The following is a 19,392-nucleotide window of genomic DNA, read 5'->3' on the forward strand; positions in this document are numbered from 1 at the left end:
CTCACTCCATGGCCCCCACTTTGATCACGGAACAGGACGTGCGCCGGGTGCAGCGGCGTACCGTAATGCTGCTGGGCATGGCCCAGGTCTTTGGCGGAATCGGAACGGGAGCAACAGTTTCCATCGGTTCGATCCTTGCCGTGGAACTCTCCGGCTCCAGCGCCTGGGCGGGAGCGGTGGCTACCCTCATGACACTCGGCGCTGCCCTGGCTGCACTGCCGCTTGCAGCGCTGGCAGACCGCAGGGGACGCCGCATCAGCCAGGTCACTGGACTGTCCGCAGCCTTCGCGGGTGCTGTCCTGATGGTCCTGGCGGTGGTCACCGGACTCTTCTTCCTGCTGGTGCTGGGTGCGGCCGGCATCGGCGTGGGGTCAGCGGCAAGCCTGCAGGCACGCTTTGCGGCCGTTGACCTGGCCGACCCCGAGCATCGGGGCAGGGCGCTGTCCACCGTCGTCTGGGCGGTAACAGTCGGTGCGGTTGCCGGGCCCAACCTGATCCAGCCCGGCACACTGGTGGGCGCCGCACTGGGGCTGCCGCCGGTTGCGGGCCCGTTCGTGATCTCCGGGGCCGGGCTACTGGTGGCCACCGTCCTCCTTTTTGTGGGCCTGCGGCCGGACCCGCTCCTCATGGCGCGGGAACTGGCCACACAGGCTGAAAGTGCCGCCCTGGGCCTTCCCCGGCAGGGCGGCCTTCCCGGCGCACCGGAGCAAGGCCCGGGCACGCCGACTGGCGGTTCCCTGGCGCGTGGAATGCGTGCCATCGGTGCCTCCCGGCCGGCCCTCCTGGCGGTGGCGGCCGTCGTCGGGGCACACGCCGTGATGGTGGGCGTGATGTCCATGACGCCCCTGCACCTGCAGCACCTGGTGGAAGGCCCGGGGGCGGCACACGCCGGCCATACGGCCTCGGGGGATGTACTGGTGATCATCGGCTTCACCATCTCGCTGCACATTGCCGGCATGTTCGCCCTGGCACCGGTCATGGGCTGGCTGACGGACGAGGCGGGCAGGACGGAGACCATCATGATCGGCTTCACCCTGCTGATTACCGCTGTCCTTGTTGCCGGCTTTGGCCAGGGTTCCACCACGGCAGTGGCAGTCGGCCTGGTGCTGCTGGGCATGGGCTGGTCAGCTGCCACGGTGTCAGGTTCCACACTGCTGGCCGAGAGCGTCGGGCAGGAGTCACGCGTGGTGGTGCAGGGCGTGTCCGACATGTTGATGGGCGCCGCCGGGGCAGTGGGCGGCGCAGTCTCGGGGCTGGTCCTCAGCTGGACGGGCTACCTGGGGCTGAACATGCTGGGAGGCATAGTGGGTGCAGTTGTCCTGGCCGCGGCCTTCCTGACGCTCATGGCACGGCGGCGGGAATCAGCGGCGGCCTGACCTGGCCATCCCCAGCAGCCGGGCGAAAATCCCCTCACCGTCGTCGGCGATGCCGTCGTGATGGAAGTCGCCCGTTTCCCAGACCTGCAGCCCCTGGACTGCCGCCGCCGTTTCAAGGGACAGCTTTCGGTCCACATAGATATCGTCCGAGTAGACGGCCGCTGCCACGGGGACCCTGTTCGCGGCCAGTTGCTTGACGTCGTAGAGGGGCTTCCAGTCCTGCTTTGAAGCCAGGAGCCCGGCAACCTCGCGGAGGGGCTGCAGCGCGGGGTCCTGCTCGAAGTACCACGGGTACACCATCTCACCGGTCAGCAACAGGGGTTCTGCATCCGGCCGGAACTCCGGATACTCGCCCAGCACCCGCCAGGCTGACCAGTCTGTAGCCTGGCCCTGGCCGTAGATGGATTCGTGCATGAGGGCGTACAAGGGGTTGGAACGGCGCGAGACGATGCCCTGCATCTGTTCAAGGAACGGATCAGAGAGCCTCGTACCCGCCGCGGTTTCGGTAAAAGCATCCTCCAGAAGGTAGTGCAGGCTGTCCACCCTGGTGTTGCCGCCCAGGAACGCCCCCGCCATCTGGAAGCGCTCCACGGTGAGGGTCCCGCCGTCGGGCAGGAATTCACGAGTGCTCCGCAGATGGCGGGCGATCCGCTCCACCGTGGCACGGTCCTCCGGGTACCAGTTGAAGTACTCTGCGTTCCGCGCAGCTACGCTCTGGTAAGTGGCCCTGTAGACGTCATCCGCCAGCCCGGTGAGCGGCGCCAAGCCGCCGGTGATGAGGACCTCCCGGAGTCCTTCCGGAGCGAAGGAAAGGTAGGTCAGTGCGCAGAAACCGCCGTAGCTCTGGCCGTAGACGCTCCAGGGCGGTGACCCGAGCGTCTTCCGGATCAGCTCGGCGTCTGCCACGATCGAGTCAGCCCTGAAGTGTGCCAGGTATGCGGCCTGGTCTTCGGCCGAGCCACGCAGTGGCAGGGTGTTGCGGTCAACCGGTGTGGACAGCCCGGTTCCGCGCTGGTCCAGCATCAGGATGCGGAAGTCCTTCGCTGCAGCCTTGCTCCAGCCGCCCGCCAGGGAACCGAACCTGTTGCCGCGGCCGCCCGGGCCGCCCTGGAGGAACAGGAGCCAGGGAAGGTCCTGGGCTTTCTCTTCGCTGTGCGCCGCCGAAACGTACTCGCGGGCAAAAACGGTGATGGTCTCCGGGGCAGGGGACGGCACGGCGCCCGAAAGAACCGATGATGCCGTCCGGGCAGCATGGTCCAAGGGCACCGTGAAGTAATGCTCAACCGTCCTCATGCCACGGAACTCATGCCGCGCCCGGATCTCGTGGCCGGCCCTGGACTCCTGCCCGGGCCTGAACAGGCGCGTCAGGGCGTTGACGGTGCCGGGCTGCCGGCCGTCAGCCATTGGCAGCGGCAGGGACAGCGCTGCCGAACTGTTCCAGGGCTTCCCCGGTGAGCCGGAAGGTGGACCAACCCTCCATGGGGCGGGCGCCCAGGCTCCGGTAGAAGTTGATGGACGGCTCGTTCCAGTCCAGGACGCTCCATTCCACCCTCGCATAGCCGTTCTCCACCGCAATGCCGGCAAGGTGCTGCAGGAGGGCCTTGCCATGGCCCTCGCCTCGGGAATCGGGACTGACGTAGAGGTCTTCCAGGTAGATTCCGTGCACGCCCTCCCAAGTGGAGTAGTTAAGGAACCACAGGGCGAAGCCCTGGACGTCGCCGGATTCGTTCTCGGCCATCGCGGCGAACACGCGCGGGTTAGCGCCGAAGAGGACCTGCTGCAGCATTTCCGGGGTGTTGCGGACAGCGTCCGGTTCCTTCTCGTAATGCGCCAGTTCGTGGATCATCCTCAGGATCGCGGGCACATCCTGCTCGGTTGCGGGGCGGATTACACTCATTGTTCGAGCTTACCGCCGGGAGGGTTTCCCTTCCTGCAGGTTCGGGTGGTTCAGAGCCGGTTGACCCCGGTCACCCGGACCACGGCGGTTCCGGTCTCGTCCGACGCCGCCAGGTCCACCTCCGCGGAAATTCCCCAGTCATGGTTCCGTGCCGGATCGTCGAAGATCTGTCGTACCTTCCACGCACCCGGTTCCTCGGTGATGATGAGCAGGCCAGGGCCGCGGGCGTCGGGGCCGGTTCCGATGTCGTCATGCTCGTCGAAGTAGTCGTCGAGGACGTCTTCCCAGCGGTCGCGGTCCCAGCCGGAGCCGCCGTCAAGCTCGCCCAGAGCTGCAGCGTCCTCATCCGCGAACAGTTCCACCCGGCGGAACATCTCGTTCCGGACCATGACCCGGAAGGCGCGGATGTTCGAGGTGAGCGACGGCGGCGGGGGCGGCGGGGCGTCATGCGGGGTGGGAGCTGCGCCGGAGGTCAGTTCCTCCCACTCGTCCAGGAGGCTGGAGTCAACCTGGCGCACCAGTTCGCCCAGCCACGCGATGAGGTCTTCGAGGTCCTCGCGCAGCATGTCCTGCGGCACCGTCTGCCGGAGCGCCTTGAAGGCGTCCGCGAGGTACCGCAGCACGATGCCCTCCGAACGGGCCAGCCCGTAGAACTGCACAAACTCGCCGAAGTTCATGGCACGCTCGTACATATCCCGCACCACTGACTTGGGCGCCAGTTCGAAGTCGCCCACCCACGGGGCAGCCTTCCGGTAAACCTCGAATGCCTCCCCAAGGATCCCAGCGAGAGGCTGGGGGTAGGTGACTTCGTCCAGCATGGCCATCCGCTGCTCATACTCGATGCCGTCGGCCTTCATGGCCGCCACCGCTTCGCCGCGGGCCTTCTTCTGCTGGGCAGAGAGGATCTGGCGCGGTTTCTCCAGCGTCGCCTCGATCACGGACACCACGTCCAGGGCGTACGACGGCGACTCCGGATCAAGGAGCTCCAGGGCGGCCAGCGCGAAGGGGGAGAGCGGCTGGTTGAGCGCGAAGTTCGGCTGCAGGTGCACCGTCAGGCGCACGGTGCGCCGGTCAGCCCCCTGCTGGTCCTCAGGTATCCGTTCCACCACTTCCGCGGCGAGCAGTTCCCGGTAGATGCCCAGTGCCTTCTTCATCAGCTGAAGCTGCGAGGAGCGGGTCTCGTGGTTGTCCGTCAGGAGCCGGCGTGTCGCGGCAAAGGGGTCCCCGGGCCGCTCCATCAGGTTCATGAGCATGGCGTGCGTCACCGTGAAGCTTGAATTCAGCGGGTCAGGCACCGATTCGACCAGCCGCTTGAAGGTTGGCTCACCCCAGGAAACGAAACCTTCCGGCGGCTTTTTCTTGACCACCTGGCGAAGCTTTTTCTGGTCGTCGCCGAATTTGGCAACGGCCTTGGCCATCGCCTTGACGTTTTCCGTCACGTGCTCGGGGGCCTGGACCACCACAGTGCCGGCGGTGTCGTAGCCGGCGCGGCCGGCACGCCCTGCTATCTGGTGGAACTCACGGGAGTTAAGCAACCGGGTGCGGACGCCGTCGTACTTGCTCAGCGCGGTGAGCAGGACTGTACGGATCGGGACGTTGATGCCCACGCCAAGGGTATCGGTGCCGCAGATGACCTTGAGCAGCCCCGCCTGGGCCAGTTGCTCCACCAGCCGCCGGTACTTGGGCAGCATGCCGGCGTGGTGTACGCCGATGCCGTGGCGCACCAGCCGGTTGAGCGTTTTGCCGAAGCCGGCGGCAAACCGGAAGTTTGCGATGAGCTCGGCAATTTTGTCCTTCTCCTCCCGCGTGCAGACGTTGATGCTCATCAGGGTCTGGGCCCGGTCGATCGCCTCAATCTGGCTGAAGTGCACCACATAAACCGGGACCTGCCTGGTGGAGAGAAGTTCTTCCAGCGTCTCGTGGACGGGGGTCTCGTGATAGTAGTAATGCAGCGGAATGGGCCGTTCCGCGGAGCTCACAGTGGTGGTGGGCCGGCCCGTCAGGTCGGTCAGCCCCTTTTCGAACCTCGTCACGTCGCCAAGCGTGGCGGACATCAGAAGGAACTGGGCCTGCGGAAGCTCCAGCAGCGGCACTTGCCAGGCCCAGCCACGCTGCGGGTCCGAGTAAAAGTGGAACTCGTCCATGACCACCGCGCCAAGCTCCGCTGCCGCCCCCTCACGCAGGGCAGTGTTGGCCAGGATTTCCGCGGTGCAGCAGATGATCGGTGCGTCCTGGTTGACCCCGGAATCACCAGTGATCATTCCCACATTTTCAGCGCCGAAGATCTCGCACAGGGCAAAGAATTTCTCCGAAACCAGTGCCTTGATGGGCGCCGTGTAGTAGCTCCGCCTGCCCTGCGCCATGGCCTGGAAATGCGCGGCGATGGCTACCAGTGATTTTCCGGAGCCGGTAGGGGTGGCCAGGATGACGTTGGCCCCGGTGGCCAGTTCCATGATGGCTTCGTCCTGCGCCGGATACAGCGCCAGGCCCCGGCTTTCCGTCCATTGGACGAAGCGGGTGTAAAGGTCATCAGGATCGACGGCGGCGTGCAGGTTCGGGGCGGACAGATCGGTCAGCTGGTCAACGAGTTTCATTGATTTCCAGCTTAGTGCCACGTTGCGGCGGGAAGTCCGTCCCGGTCCGGTTAGGCTTCGCGATACCAGTGACAGCACCAGACAGTGGAGAAGCCTATGAAATGGGATCCCGCCAAGTACGTCCAGTTTGGCGACTACCGCGACCGGCCGTTTTTCGACCTCACCGCCAGGGTTCACGCTGACCGGCCAACCCGGGTGGTTGACCTGGGCTGTGGCCCGGGCAACCTTACCGCCACGCTCACTGAGCGGTGGCCCGCGGCGGAAGTGGTGGGCCTCGACTCCTCGGCGGACATGCTGGCCAAGGCAGGGAAACTGGCAGGACAGATCCCGTCCTTGCATTTCGAACAGGCAGACATCTCCGAGTGGATGCCGCCGGCCGGAACTGACGTTGTGGTCAGCAACGCGGCCCTGCAGTGGGTGCCCGGGCACCAGGACATGATGCGGTCATGGCTGGCCGCACTGGGTCCCGGAGCCTGGTTCGCCATGCAGGCGCCGGGGAACTTCAACGCACCGTCACATGCGCTGATGCGGGATCTCGCGGCCTCGAAGCGCTGGAGGCCGGAGCTCGACGGCGTGCTGCGCGGCGGAGAGTCGGTGGGGCAACCGGCGGACTACCTGCACATCCTGCTCGACGCAGGGTGCACGGCAGATGCCTGGGAAACCACCTACCAGCAGGTTTTGCCCGGCCCTGACCCCGTCCTGGAATGGGTGCGGGGTACGGCGCTGCGGCCCGTGCTGGCAGCGCTTTCGCCGGCGGACGGGGCACAGTTCGAAGCCGAATATGCAGCGGCACTGCGGAGGGCGTACCGCCAGGGGCGGCACGGCACAGTGTTTCCTTTCCGCAGGATCTTCGCAGTGGGCCGCAAGGATGGCTGAATAAAGTCCATTCGCTGGACAATCTCTACTGTCGTGGTCATGAAAGTTGACAGTATTTGAAAGTGATCTGGCCTACACTGTCGGATGTGGCTTATTGGGGGAGAAGCTACCGCCCCCGTCGGCTTCCTGACCTTTACTGGAGGGTGTGCGTTGCTGATCGGATTAATGGTGCGGCTTCTCAAGGGCCGCAAGGCTTCCGTCTCCGCCATCGTGATTCTCCAGCTGGTCCAGGCCGCCGCCAACCTGCTGCTGCCCACCATAAATGCCGCAATCATTGACGACGGCATCGTTGCCGGCAACACGGAAGTGATCACCCGCCTGGGGGTCCTGATGGCAGGGATTGCCGTAGTCCAGACCGGGGCGGCGATCGCGGCCGGATACCTTGGAGCCGTTGTGGCCATGGGCTTGGGACACCAGCTCCGGGCGGAGATCTTCTCGAAGATCCAGTCCCTGTCCTCCCGGGAGGTCGCGGGCTTCGGGACCCAGAGCCTGACAACGCGCGCAACCAACGACACGCAGCAGATCCAGGCGTTCGCGGTCCTGGTGTTCACCTTGCTGGTGGCGGGGCCCGCGATGGGCCTGGGCGGCATCATTCTCGCGCTCCAGCAGGACGTGGGGCTATCAGCAGTGGTCATCGTCATCGTGCCCCTGCTCCTCCTGATCATGTCCCTCATCGTCCGGCGCCTGGTCCCGCTCTACCGTGAAGGGCAGGACCTGCTGGACAACGCGGGCGGAATCCTGCGCGAACAAATCATCGGGGCAAGCGTTATCCGGGCCTTCGTGCGCCAGGAGCATGAAGCGGGTCGTTTCGCCCGTGCCAACAACAGCCTCACCCTGAACAACCTCCAGTCCGCGCTGCTGGTGGCCGCCATGCTCCCGCTGATCATGCTGGTGGTGAACCTCTCCTCGGTAGCAATTGTGTGGTTCGGCGGCCAACGCATCCAGGCCGGCCAGATGAACATCGGGGCGCTCACGGCCTTCATTGCCTACATCATGCAGATCCTCATGGCCATCATGATGGCGATGTACGTGCTGATGACAGCACCGCGCGCAGCCGTGTGCGCAGAACGGATCTCCGCTGTCCTGGACACCGAACCCTCGGTCCGCGACACAGGGGCCCCCGGCGCACCTCCGCTTCCCGCTGCCCCAAGGAACGGACCGGTTCCATCCGTGGAGCCCGGAACTTTGGAGTTCAAGGGAGTCGGCTTCTCCTACCCCGGAGCAGAAGCACCAGTCCTGGCCGGCATCAGCTTCAAGGCCAGGCCGGGCACCACTACCGCCATCGTGGGATCCACGGGCAGCGGAAAGTCCACACTCCTGAACCTGATCCCGCGCTTCCTCGACCTCACCGAGGGAGAGATCAGCCTGGCCGGCGTGAACATTAAGGAGTTGCCGCTGGGCGTGCTGCGCGGAGCGATGTCAATCGTGCCGCAGCACTCCCACCTGTTCTCGGGGACCATTGCCGACAACCTGCGAATGGCTGCACCTGATGCGTCCGATGAGGAACTCTGGGCAGTCCTGGAAAAGGCGCAGACCATGCGGTTCATGCGCAACCTGCCGCTGGGGCTGGCTACACCGGTAGGCCAGGGCGGAACCAAACTGTCCGGAGGCCAGCGGCAGCGCCTGTGCATCGCGCGGGCCCTGCTGCGCAAGTCATCCCTGTATCTCTTTGACGACAGCTTTTCGGCACTGGACTACGACACGGACGCCAGGCTGCGGCAGGCGCTGGACGCTGAACTCGCCTCAGCCACGGTTGTTGTTGTGGCCGAGCGCGTATCAGCGGTGGAGGAAGCGGGCCTGATCCTGGTGGTCGACGGCGGCTGCGTCGTCGCGCAGGGAAAGCACCACGAGCTGCTGGAGACGTCCTCCACGTACCGTGAAATTGCGGAATCCCAGCTGGCACTGGACGGCCCCCTGTGACAGGGACGGCCGACGTCGCGATGCCGGCAGACGGATTCTGGCCCACTTCAGGCAGGCTCCTCGGGCTGCTGCGGCCGTTCCGTCACCTCATGCTGGGAGCTGTGGCAGCCACGTGCGCGTTCGCCGGCCTGAACGTTGCCGCGCCAAAGTACCTTGGCGACGCCACTGATGTCATTGTGGACGGCGTCTTCCACGGTGGCACCGACCAGGACCGCCTCGTCATCCTGTTGTCCGCCGTGGCGGTAATGTACGTCTTCGCGTCAATGTTCAACTGGATCCAGGGCGCGCTGACGGCCCGCTCCGTGCAGGGCCTGATGTACGGGCTGCGCGCCTCGGTTGAGGATAAGCTGCACCGCCTGCCCGCCACCTACTTCCGCGAGCGTTCCCGGGGCGATGTGCTGAGCCGCGCAACCAACGACATCGACAACATTTCCCAGGCCATGAACCAGCTCCTGACGCAGCTGATCATGTCGGTGCTGATGCTGTGCGGTTCACTGGCCATGATGCTGTGGATCTCGCCGCTGCTGGCAGGCATAGCGCTGGCCACCGTCCCCCTCTCAATGTGCATCACGGTGCTGGTGGCGCGCCGGTCGCAGGCCCAGTTCGCCCGCCAGTGGACCGAAACCGGCGAGCTCAACGCGCACGTGGAAGAGTCCATCACCGGCCACGAAGTGATCAAAGCCTTCGGGCACGAGTCCCGGGCCGCCGAAGTGTTCGCCCAAAGCAACAGGCGGCTGGCGCGCGCAGCAATCAAAGCCCAGTTTTCGGCCGGTGTTGTCCAGCCCCTGATGGTGCTCATGTCCAACCTGAACTACATAGCCGTGGCGGTGGTCGGGGCGCTCCAGGTCATTGCAGGAGCCATGACCATCGGCGGCATCCAGGCCTTCATCCAGTTCAGCAGGCTCTTCACGCAGCCCGTGGGGCAGATCGGCGGCCAACTCAACCTCATGCAGTCGTGCGCAGCGTCCGCAGCCCGCGTTTTTGCCCTTCTGGATGCGGAAGAGGACTGCTCGCCGGCGGAGGGTCCGGAGACACGGGACCCGGCGGATGGGCCAATTGTTTTCGATGACGTGACCTTCGGCTATCCGGGTTCGGCCCCGGCGGTTCGGAACCTTTCCTTCAAGGTGGAATCCGGACAAACCGTCGCCATCGTGGGCCACACCGGAGCCGGGAAGACTACAGTGGTGAACCTGCTGATGCGGTTCTGCGAGCCGGGATCGGGGCGGATCACCATGGGCGGAACGGACATTTCCGCCATCTCACCGGACCGGCTGCGCGCACAGTTTGGCGTCGTGCTCCAGGATGCATGGCTTTTTGCGGGCACCATCCGGGAAAACATCGCCTACGGGCTGCCCGGCGCAGCCGAGGCGGACATTCTGGAAGCGGCGGAGGCCAGTTATGTGGACCGCTTCGTACGGTCACTGCCCCACGGATACGACACTGTCCTGGAGAACGGCGGCGAACCCCTCAGCCAGGGCCAGCGCCAGCTCATCACCATTGCCCGGGCTCAACTGGTCGGCCGTTCGGTGCTGATCCTGGACGAAGCAACCAGTTCGGTGGACTCCAGGACCGAACTGCTGATCCGGCAGGCAATGCAGCGTCTTAGGCACAACAGGACAAGCTTTGTGATCGCCCACCGTTTGTCGACAATCCGGAACGCTGATCTAATTCTGGTCATGGACCACGGACGCATCGTTGAACAGGGCACGCACCAAAGCCTCCTGGCGGCGAACAAATATTACGCCCGGCTCTACAACGCGCAGTTCTCCACGGTCGCCGGGCGTTCGGGCGTCCTGGAGGCGGGGCTGTGAAGACTGCACCGGAGTTCCCCGGGGGATGGAAACCCAACGCTGCCAGCACGGTGGCACTGTTTGAGCAGTTGCGGCTGCGGATCATCCACCTGGTGGACAGCGGGGCACTGCCCGCAGGCACCCGGCTTCCCGCCGTCCGGGCGCTTGCCGAGCGGTTGGACGTGGCGCCGCACACCGTCGCACGGGCCTATAAGGAGCTGGAGACAGCCGGGATCGTGGCCACCCGCGGCAGGAACGGGACTGTGGTCTGTGCACGTGACGAACGCCTCAGTGGGCTGTCTGCCGCGGCGGCGGCCTACGCGGAAGCCGCGAAGTCACAGGGCGCCACGTTCGCCGAGGCCGTTAAGCTGCTGGCCGCAGCCTATGACGCCGGTTGAGCATCCTGCCGCGTGGATGTTCGAAGAAGTTTTCGATTAGCATTATGGGGTGCCTAAAGCCGTAGCTGAAGAAACCGCCGTCCAGTCCGCTTCCGTCGCCGTACCCTCCGCTGCCACCCTCCATCGCCCGGACCTTTCCCGTCTGGTGGTTAAAGGCGCCAGGGAGCACAACCTGCGCAATGTGGACCTTGACCTGCCGCGGGATGCGATGATCGTCTTCACAGGCCTTTCCGGCTCCGGAAAGTCCTCGCTGGCGTTCGACACGATCTTTGCTGAGGGCCAGCGCCGCTACGTGGAGTCGTTGTCAGCCTACGCCCGGCAATTCCTCGGCCAGGTGGACAAGCCGGACGTCGACTTTATTGAAGGCCTCTCGCCGGCGGTCTCCATCGACCAGAAGTCCACCAGCAAGAACCCGCGCTCCACAGTGGGCACCATTACCGAAATCTACGACTACATGCGCCTGCTCTGGGCGCGTGTAGGCCGCCCGCACTGCCCGGTCTGCGGGGAGCCCGTGGCCAAGCAAACGCCGCAGCAGATCGTCGACCAGCTCCTGGAGCTGGATGAAGGCACCCGCTTCCAGGTACTTGCCCCGGTGGTGCGTGGACGCAAGGGTGAATTCGTCGATCTCTTCAAGGAGCTCAGCGCCAAGGGCTACTCCCGGGCAAGGGTCGACGGCGACCTCGTCCAGCTGAGCGATCCGCCCAAGCTGGGCAAGCAGTTCAAGCACACCATCGAGGTGGTGGTGGACCGCCTGGTGGTCAAGGAAGGCATCAGCCAGCGGCTCACCGACTCCATCGAAACTGCCCTGGGCCTGGCAGAGGGCCGCGTCCTTGCAGAGTTTGTGGACCTTGAAGCGGACGATCCCCGGCGCCTCCGGGCTTTCTCCGAGAACCTGGCGTGCCCCAACGAGCATCCCCTCGCGATCGACGAGATCGAGCCGCGGTCCTTCTCCTTCAACAACCCTTTCGGCGCCTGCGCGGCCTGCAGCGGCATCGGAACGAGGCTCGAGGTGGACGAGGAACTCATCGTCCCCAACCCGGAGCTCTCATTGTCCGAGGGGGCCATTGCTCCCTGGTCGCTGGGAACAGCCACTACCGAGTACTGGAACCGGCTCCTGGAGGGCCTCGCCAAGGAACTCGGATTCTCCATGAACACCCCCTGGGAGAAGCTGGGCAAGGACGTCCGGCAGACGGTCCTGCACGGCAAGGACCACAAAGTGGTGGTGCAGTACCGCAACCGCTTCGGCCGGGAGCGTAAGTACAGTACCGGCTTCGAAGGAGCTATCCAGTACGTCCACCGGAAGCATGGCGAGACTGACTCCGACTGGGCCCGCGACCGCTATGAAGAGTACATGCGGCAGATTCCCTGCCCTGCCTGCAACGGTGCGCGCCTTAACCCCGCATCCCTGTCGGTGCTGATCAACGGCAAGTCCATTGCCGACGTCGCGGCGCTTCCCATGCGTGACTGCGCGGAGTTCCTGAACAACCTGGTGCTCACTGGCCGCGAAGCCCAGATCGCCCACCAGGTGCTCAAGGAGATCCAGGCGCGCCTGACGTTCCTCCTGGACGTGGGGCTGGAGTACCTGAACCTCGAGCGTCCGTCTGCCACCCTCTCCGGCGGTGAAGCGCAGCGTATCCGGCTGGCCACCCAGATCGGCTCGGGCCTCGTGGGAGTGCTGTACGTCCTGGACGAGCCGTCCATCGGGCTGCACCAGCGCGACAACCGGCGCCTCATCGATACCCTTACCAGGCTTCGTGACATGGGCAACACCCTTATCGTGGTGGAACACGACGAGGACACCATCCAGGTCGCCGACTGGATTGTGGACATCGGACCGGGTGCCGGTGAGCACGGCGGCCAGGTGGTCCACTCCGGTTCCTACAAGGAGCTCCTGGAGAACACGGCCTCGCTGACCGGTGATTACCTGTCGGGGCGCAAGAGCATTGAAGTGCCGAAGAAGCGCCGCAAGTACGACAAGAAGCGCGAACTCAAGGTTGTGGGCGCGCGGGAAAACAACCTGGTTAACGTTGACGCCGCGTTCCCGCTGGGCCTTTTCACGGCGGTGACCGGTGTGAGCGGCTCGGGAAAGTCCACCCTGGTCAACGAGATCCTGTACAAGGTGCTGGCCAACAAGCTCAACGGCGCCAAGCAGGTCGCCGGACGGCACAAGACTGTCCAGGGCCTGGAGCATCTGGACAAGGTGGTCCACGTGGACCAGAGCCCCATCGGGCGTACGCCGCGCTCCAACCCCGCCACCTACACCGGCGTCTTCGACAACATCCGCAAGCTTTTCGCGGAAACCACTGAGGCGAAGGTGCGCGGCTACCTTCCCGGCCGCTTCTCCTTCAATGTCAAAGGCGGACGGTGCGAAGCCTGCTCCGGTGACGGCACGCTGAAGATCGAGATGAACTTCCTGCCGGACGTCTACGTCCCCTGCGAGGTGTGCCACGGTGCGCGCTACAACCGGGAAACCCTGGAAGTGCACTACAAGGGCAAGACCATCGCGGATGTCCTCAACATGCCGATCGAGGAGGGCGCGGAATTCTTTGCAGCGTTCTCGCCCATCGCCCGCCACCTGAACACGCTGGTGGACGTGGGGCTGGGTTACGTCCGGCTGGGGCAGCCTGCCACCACGCTCTCCGGCGGTGAGGCGCAGCGCGTGAAGCTGGCCGCTGAACTGCAGAAACGGTCCAACGGCCGCAGCGTCTACGTCCTGGACGAGCCCACCACCGGCCTGCACTTCGAGGACATCCGCAAGCTGCTGATGGTCCTGCAGGGGCTGGTGGACAAGGGCAACACGGTCATCACCATCGAGCACAACCTGGATGTCATCAAGAGCGCGGACTGGATCGTTGATCTCGGGCCGGACGGCGGTTCCGGCGGCGGACAGATCGTGGCCACCGGAACGCCCGAGCAGGTCGCGACCTCTACGTCCAGCCACACGGCCACCTTCCTGGCCGAAATCCTGGGCTGAAACAGGAGAAGTATTCCGCTGCCGGAATGCGAGTTTCAGGCACGACTCCTGTCGTGAGAAACTAACCCGGTGACTTCAACAACAGTGCCCGTGATCTTTGACCTGGACGGCACTCTTGTCGATCCGGCCGGTGGGATAACAGACGGAATTGCCTCGGCCCTTCGCGGGCTGGGCCTTCCTGTTCCCGGCCAGGACCTGCTCGATGCGATGATCGGCCCGAAGCTGAGCGACTCACTCCTTAACGTGGCCCAGGTTCCGGCCGGCCTCCTTGACGAGGTCATCCGGCGCTACCGGGAGTACTACGTGGCCACCGGTATTGGCCAGGGCCGGCTTTACCCGGGCATCCGTGAAGTCCTGGAATCCTTTGTGGCTGCGGGGACGCCCGTGGCTGTGGCCACCCAGAAACCCCAGAAGCTGGCCCGGACCGTCCTGGCCCATTACGGAATAGACGGGTATTTCCGGACCATCCGCGGTTCGGCGGATGACGAAACAGCCGTCGAGGGCGTTCCGCTGGGGAAGACCGAAATTATCGCCGCTGCGCTGAGGGACCTGGACACCCAGCACGCGGTTATGGTGGGGGACCGTGCCCAGGATGTATCAGGGGCCATCGCCAACGGGCTCGACTGCATCGGCGTGGCGTGGGGATTCGCTCCCGACGGCGAACTTGAGGATGCCGGTTCGGTCACCGTGGTCCATGACGCGGGGGAACTGGTGAAGGCCATCGACCGGTTGCAGGCCATCCACGCGGCCGCCATGAGCGAGGTGACCAACGATGGCAATGTTTGAGGCGGTCCGCTGGACCACGCGCAGCCTGATTTCCGGCACCTGCCGGCCCAGCGTCCTCGGACTCGACAATGTCCCGTCGGACGGGCCGTTCATCGTGGCTCCCAACCACCTGTCCTTCTTTGACAGCGTTATTGTGCAGGCCCTGATGCCACGCCCTGTCGCCTTCTTCGCGAAGGCCGAGTACTTCACCACCGGTGGCGCCAAGGGCAAGGTCATGAAGGCGTTCTTCGAGTCCGTGGGATCCATCCCCGTGGAACGCGGCGAGCAGGCGGCGAGCGTCCAGGCGCTCAAGACCCTGTTGGACATCCTGGAATCGGGCCGGGGAATCGGCATCTACCCGGAGGGCACCCGTTCCCGGGACGGCATCCTTTACCGCGGACGCACGGGCGTGGGCTGGCTGGCCCTGACTACCGGGGCGCCGGTCATCCCGGTGGGCCTGATTGGAACGGAAAACCTGCAGCGGGCGGGCGAGAAGGGTGTGAAGCCCCAGCACTTCACCATGAAGGTGGGGGAGCCGCTGTATTTCGACAAGACCGGGCCGGACCACTCGCTGCCCGCACGGCGCGAAGTGACGGACCGGGTCATGGATGCGATCGCCGAACTGAGCGGGCAGGAGCGGTCCACCAGCTACAACCAGAGCAAGGTCATCGAGTAGGCACCGACGCGCGGCCCTGCACCGGGCTGGCAAAGCCACCGGAAGAGGCTTAGTAGACTGTATAGGTGGCAAATCCAGCAAGTTACAGGCCCAGGACGGGTGAAATCCCCACCAATCCGGGGGTGTACCGGTTCCGTGATCCGCACGGCCGGGTCATCTACGTGGGCAAGGCGAAAAGCCTCCGGTCGCGGCTGAACTCCTATTTCGCCAACCCTGCCGGGCTGCTGCCGAAAACCTACGCCATGATCCATGCTGCCAGCAGCGTGGAATGGACGGTGGTGGGCAGCGAACTGGAATCGCTGCAGCTGGAATACACCTGGATCAAGGAATTCAAGCCGCGGTTCAACGTGGTGTTCCGGGACGACAAGACCTACCCCTACCTGGCTGTCACCATGGGTGAAAAATATCCGCGCGTCCAGGTGATGCGCGGGGACAAGAAAAAGGGCACCCGCTACTTTGGCCCGTACACGGCCGGCGCAATCCGGGAAACCATGGACACCCTGCTTCGCGTCTTTCCGGTGCGCAGCTGCAGCGGCGGCGTGTTCAAGCGTGCCGAAGCGAGCGGACGGCCGTGCCTCCTGGGCTACATCGACAAATGCTCGGCACCTTGCGTGGGCCGCATTTCCCCGGACGATCACCGGGCCCTGGCAGAGGATTTCTGCGCCTTTATGGGCGGTGAGGCCAAGCGCTTCATCGCCAAGCTGGAAAGGCAGATGGGCGAAGCCGTGGGAGAGCTCGATTACGAGCGTGCGGCCAGGATCCGCGATGACATCACCGCACTGCGCAAAGTCTTCGAGCGGAACGCTGTGGTGCTCGCCGAAGAAACCGACGCCGATGTCTTCGCCCTCCACGAGGATGAACTCGAAGCTGCCGTGCAGGTGTTCCACGTCCGCGGCGGCAGGATCCGCGGCCAGCGCGGCTGGGTGGTGGAAAAGGTGGAGGATTCCACCACTCCGGACCTCGTGGAGCACCTCCTGCAGCAGGTCTATGGCGGCGACGGTGACAGCCACGGCCGGCTGCCCCGTGAGGTGCTGGTTCCGGTGGAGCCCAGCAATGCCGCTGAACTGGGGCAGTGGCTGGCCGGCATCCGGGGCGCCAAAGTGGATATCCGGGTCCCGCAGCGCGGCGACAAGGCAGCACTGATGTCCACGGTCCGGGAAAACGCTGAGCATGCCCTGAAACTGCATAAAACACGGCGGGCAGGTGACATCACCGTCAGGTCGCTGGCGCTCCAGGAACTGCAGGAAGCACTCGACCTGCCGGTGCCGCTGCTGCGCATCGAATGCTTCGACGTCTCCCACGTCCAGGGCACCAACGTGGTGGCCTCCATGGTGGTGGTGGAGGACGGGCTGCCCAAGAAGTCCGATTACCGCAAGTTCTCCGTGACTGGCCCCGCGGCCTCTGATGACACCGCCGCGATGCATGACGTCCTGACCCGGCGGTTCCGGCACTACCTGAAGGACAAGTCCGCGCAGGTGGATGAGTCTGCGCTGAATCCTGAACAGCTTGGCCCCGAACCGCTGGACCCCGAACAGCAGATCCCTGTCCCGCACGAACCGGCTGTGGAAGCCAGCGTGCTGGACACCACCACTCCTGCGCCGCGTGCAAAGTTCGCCTATCCGCCCAACCTCGTGGTGGTTGATGGCGGCAAGCCCCAGGTGAATGCGGCAGCACGCGCCCTCGCGGACCTTGGCATCGATGACGTTTACGTGGTGGGCCTGGCCAAGCGTCTCGAAGAGGTATGGCTTCCGAACAGTGACTTCCCGGTCATCCTGCCGCGCACCTCGCAGGGGCTGTATCTGTTGCAGCGCATCCGCGATGAGGCCCACCGCTTCGCCATCACGTTCCACCGGCAAAAGCGGGGCAAGGCCATGACCGTCTCCGCGCTGGATGGCGTACCGGGGCTGGGGGCCTCGAAACGCAAAGCACTCCTCGCCCATTTCGGATCCGTCAAGAGTGTCAAGGCGGCCTCCGCGGAGGAGCTCTCCCAGGCGAAGGGTATCGGGCCTGCACTGGCCACTGCCATCGTGAACCACTTCTCTGCCGAGGGCCCTGCCGCGGTTTCCGTGCCGGCCATCAACATGACCACCGGCGAAATCATTGAAACTTAGCTAGGGTAAAGAGCGGGGTTTCCGCCAGGGCGGCCACCCCGCGTGACAACAACAGAAACGGGGCGCACTTAATGGCAGACACGACGGCGGAATCCGGAGCCGGGCAGGACGGGATGAAGCCCGTTAAGCCGCTCGAAGCGGAGCTGCTGGTGGTCACCGGGATGTCCGGCGCCGGGCGGAGTACAGCCGCTGACGCGCTTGAGGACCACGGCTGGTACGTCGTTGAGAACCTGCCGCCGCAGATGCTGGGAACGCTAGCCGAACTCGTCTCGCACGCCCCGCAGTCCATTCCGCGCCTGGCCGTGGTGATCGATGTCCGGAGCAAGGGCCTCTTCGCTGACATCCGGGCCGCGCTGGGAGCCCTTGCCGCCAGCGGCGTCACCTTCCGTGTGCTGTTCCTCGACGCGAGCGACAACGTCCTGGTGCGCCGCTTTGAGCAGGGGCGCCGGCCGCACCCCCTGCAGGGCGGCGGCCGCATCCTCGACGGCATCGCTGCAGAACGCGAGCTGCTCCAGGAACTGCGCGACAGCTCCGACGTCGTACTGGACACTTCCGGCTACAACGTCCACGGACTGGCCACCGCAATCACCGAGCTTTTCAGCGAGACCGGCCCGGTGGCGCTCCGCCTGAACATCATGAGCTTTGGCTTCAAGTACGGCCTGCCCGTCGACTCCAACTACGTGGCCGACGTCCGGTTCATCCCCAACCCGCACTGGGTGCCGCAGCTGCGCCCGCACACGGGGCTGGACAAGGACGTCAGCGACTACGTGCTCGAAGCCGAGGGCGTCAAGAACTTCGTGGACCGCTATGTCATGGCCCTTGAGCCCGTCCTTGACGGCTACCGCCGGGAAAACAAGCACTACGCCACCATCGCCGTGGGCTGCACAGGCGGCAAGCACCGTTCAGTCGCTGTCGCCGTCGAACTTTCCAAGAAACTTGCGCAGTTCCCCCGGGTTACCGTGACCACCACGCACCGGGACCTGGGCCGCGAGTAATGGCGGTGTTCACGGGCGCGCTTCCGCTGGTTCCGCCTGCGTCCGGAACTGCGAAGGCCCAGCAGGACAAGGGACCAAATGTCGTTGCCCTCGGTGGCGGGCACGGCCTGTCAGCCTCCCTGTCGGCGCTGCGGCTGCTCACCTCCGAGCTCACGGCCATCGTGACGGTAGCGGACGACGGCGGCTCATCCGGGCGTCTGCGCGAGGAGTACGGCGTCCTTCCGCCGGGGGACCTGCGAATGGCACTGTCGGCTTTGTGTGACGACACCGACTGGGGCCGGACGTGGCGTGACGTGATGCAGCACCGCTTCCATCCCCGTAATGGCCCCGGCGGCTCCCTCGATGAGCACGCGATGGGCAACCTGCTGATCGTCACCCTCTGGGAATTGCTTGGCGACGCGGTCGCCGGGCTCAAGTGGGCGGGTGCACTGCTCGGCGCGCGCGGCCAGGTGCTGCCCATGTCCACGGAGCCGCTGACCATTGAAGGGGACGTCCGGGTCACGGCCCCCAACGGTGAATCAGAGCTGCAAACCATCTACGGGCAGGCTCGCTGCGCTGTCGCGGGTTCGCTGGAGCAGATGCGGCTCCTGCCGGAAGCGGCGCCCGCCTGCACCGAGGCACTCACGGCCATCGAGCTTGCGGACTGGGTCATCCTGGGCCCCGGCTCCTGGTACACCTCCGTGCTGCCCCACCTGCTCCTGCCCGAAATGCGGCAGGCGCTGTGCCACACCCCTGCCAAGCGGTGCCTCACCATGAACCTTGCAACCGACACCAAGGAAACGTCCGGCATGACAGCCGCCGACCACCTCGACGTGCTGCGGCGCTATGCTCCGGAGTTCACGGTGGACGTTGTCCTGGCTGATCCCGCGTCCGTTCCCGACAGGCAGGAGTTCGAGAAGGCAGCCGGGATGATCGGCGCCGAGGTGGTCTTGGGTAAAGTAGGGGCGTCGGGACGCCGGCCCGTCCATGACCCCCTGCGTCTGGCGACGGCGTACCAGGACATTTTTGGGAACAGTTAGG

At 65.1% G+C, this 19,392-nt stretch carries 14 protein-coding genes; 11 read left to right on the forward strand and 3 right to left on the reverse strand.

The genetic code is table 11. The features are described 5' to 3' along the window. The first annotated feature begins 8 nt into the window (after nt 1–8). Nucleotides 9–1,376, forward strand: a complete 1,368-nt coding sequence (locus NXY83_RS09485) for an MFS transporter (RefSeq protein ID WP_258805840.1) — start codon at nt 9–11, stop codon at nt 1,374–1,376. Here NXY83_RS09485 and NXY83_RS09490 read toward each other — a convergent pair. The 3 genes from NXY83_RS09490 to NXY83_RS09500 form a co-directional block, all read right to left on the reverse strand. After that, the gene (locus NXY83_RS09490; RefSeq protein WP_258806144.1) at nt 1,362–2,669 is read right to left on the reverse strand and encodes an alpha/beta hydrolase; all 1,308 of its coding nucleotides are present in this window, start codon (nt 2,667–2,669) and stop codon (nt 1,362–1,364) included. The genes NXY83_RS09485 and NXY83_RS09490 overlap by 15 nt on opposite strands. Before the next feature lie 103 nt (nt 2,670–2,772). Further along, the gene (locus NXY83_RS09495; RefSeq protein ID WP_258805841.1) at nt 2,773–3,273 is read right to left on the reverse strand and encodes a GNAT family N-acetyltransferase; all 501 of its coding nucleotides are present in this window, start codon (nt 3,271–3,273) and stop codon (nt 2,773–2,775) included. Nucleotides 3,274–3,323: 50 nt separating this feature from the next. Further along, the gene (locus NXY83_RS09500) at nt 3,324–5,867 is read right to left on the reverse strand and encodes a DEAD/DEAH box helicase (RefSeq protein ID WP_258805842.1); all 2,544 of its coding nucleotides are present in this window, start codon (nt 5,865–5,867) and stop codon (nt 3,324–3,326) included. Nucleotides 5,868–5,963: 96 nt separating this feature from the next. Here NXY83_RS09500 and NXY83_RS09505 point away from each other — a divergent pair, with 96 nt between their 5' ends. The 10 genes from NXY83_RS09505 (at nt 5,964) to NXY83_RS09550 (ending at nt 19,391) form a co-directional block, all read left to right on the forward strand. Beyond that, nucleotides 5,964–6,743, forward strand: a complete 780-nt coding sequence (locus tag NXY83_RS09505; protein WP_258805843.1) for a trans-aconitate 2-methyltransferase — start codon at nt 5,964–5,966, stop codon at nt 6,741–6,743. 150 nt (nt 6,744–6,893) lie between these two features. After that, entirely contained in the window at nt 6,894–8,663 is a 1,770-nt protein-coding gene (locus tag NXY83_RS09510; protein ID WP_258805844.1) for an ABC transporter ATP-binding protein, read from the forward strand. A 20-nt stretch (nt 8,664–8,683) separates the two neighbouring features. Further along, the gene (locus tag NXY83_RS09515; protein ID WP_397427599.1) at nt 8,684–10,474 is read left to right on the forward strand and encodes an ABC transporter ATP-binding protein; all 1,791 of its coding nucleotides are present in this window, start codon (nt 8,684–8,686) and stop codon (nt 10,472–10,474) included. Continuing rightward, entirely contained in the window at nt 10,471–10,851 is a 381-nt protein-coding gene (locus NXY83_RS09520) for a GntR family transcriptional regulator (RefSeq protein WP_258805846.1), read from the forward strand. Before NXY83_RS09515 ends, NXY83_RS09520 begins: the two co-directional genes overlap by 4 nt. A gap of 49 nt (nt 10,852–10,900) precedes the next feature. Beyond that, the gene (uvrA, locus tag NXY83_RS09525; RefSeq protein ID WP_258805849.1) at nt 10,901–13,825 is read left to right on the forward strand and encodes an excinuclease ABC subunit UvrA; all 2,925 of its coding nucleotides are present in this window, start codon (nt 10,901–10,903) and stop codon (nt 13,823–13,825) included. 69 nt (nt 13,826–13,894) lie between these two features. After that, nucleotides 13,895–14,611: an HAD hydrolase-like protein gene (locus NXY83_RS09530; protein ID WP_258805850.1), complete on the forward strand. Its 717-nt coding sequence runs from the start codon at nt 13,895–13,897 to the stop codon at nt 14,609–14,611. Beyond that, nucleotides 14,598–15,266 carry a lysophospholipid acyltransferase family protein gene (locus NXY83_RS09535; RefSeq protein WP_258805852.1) on the forward strand — a complete coding sequence of 223 codons (669 nt, stop codon included), beginning with the start codon at nt 14,598–14,600 and terminating at the stop codon, nt 15,264–15,266. Before NXY83_RS09530 ends, NXY83_RS09535 begins: the two co-directional genes overlap by 14 nt. Nucleotides 15,267–15,331: 65 nt before the next feature. Next, nucleotides 15,332–17,377: an excinuclease ABC subunit UvrC gene (uvrC, locus tag NXY83_RS09540; protein WP_258805853.1), complete on the forward strand. Its 2,046-nt coding sequence runs from the start codon at nt 15,332–15,334 to the stop codon at nt 17,375–17,377. Between the two features lie 71 nt (nt 17,378–17,448). After that, a complete protein-coding gene (gene rapZ / locus NXY83_RS09545; RefSeq protein ID WP_258805854.1) occupies nt 17,449–18,372 on the forward strand; it encodes an RNase adapter RapZ in 924 nt (307 codons plus the stop codon). Continuing rightward, complete coding sequence (locus NXY83_RS09550) at nt 18,372–19,391, forward strand: gluconeogenesis factor YvcK family protein (protein ID WP_258805855.1); 1,020 nt, start codon at nt 18,372–18,374, stop codon at nt 19,389–19,391. Before rapZ ends, NXY83_RS09550 begins: the two co-directional genes overlap by 1 nt. The last annotated feature ends 1 nt before the right edge of the window (nt 19,392 follow it).

This window comes from Pseudarthrobacter sp. NS4 (assembly GCF_024758005.1).
In the GTDB taxonomy this organism is placed as follows: domain Bacteria; phylum Actinomycetota; class Actinomycetes; order Actinomycetales; family Micrococcaceae; genus Arthrobacter.

Coding starts and splice junctions, on each gene's coding strand:
- NXY83_RS09550 (WP_258805855.1), top strand. CDS start 18,372: ATGGCGGTGTTCACGGGCGCGCTTCCGCTGGTTCCGCCTGCGTCCGGA.
- NXY83_RS09490 (WP_258806144.1), bottom strand. CDS start 2,669: ATGAGGACGGTTGAGCATTACTTCACGGTGCCCTTGGACCATGCTGCC.
- NXY83_RS09495 (WP_258805841.1), bottom strand. CDS start 3,273: ATGAGTGTAATCCGCCCCGCAACCGAGCAGGATGTGCCCGCGATCCTG.
- NXY83_RS09515 (WP_397427599.1), top strand. CDS start 8,684: ATGCCGGCAGACGGATTCTGGCCCACTTCAGGCAGGCTCCTCGGGCTG.
- NXY83_RS09500 (WP_258805842.1), bottom strand. CDS start 5,867: ATGAAACTCGTTGACCAGCTGACCGATCTGTCCGCCCCGAACCTGCAC.
- NXY83_RS09485 (WP_258805840.1), top strand. CDS start 9: ATGGCCCCCACTTTGATCACGGAACAGGACGTGCGCCGGGTGCAGCGG.
- rapZ (WP_258805854.1), top strand. CDS start 17,449: ATGGCAGACACGACGGCGGAATCCGGAGCCGGGCAGGACGGGATGAAG.
- NXY83_RS09535 (WP_258805852.1), top strand. CDS start 14,598: ATGGCAATGTTTGAGGCGGTCCGCTGGACCACGCGCAGCCTGATTTCC.
- NXY83_RS09505 (WP_258805843.1), top strand. CDS start 5,964: ATGAAATGGGATCCCGCCAAGTACGTCCAGTTTGGCGACTACCGCGAC.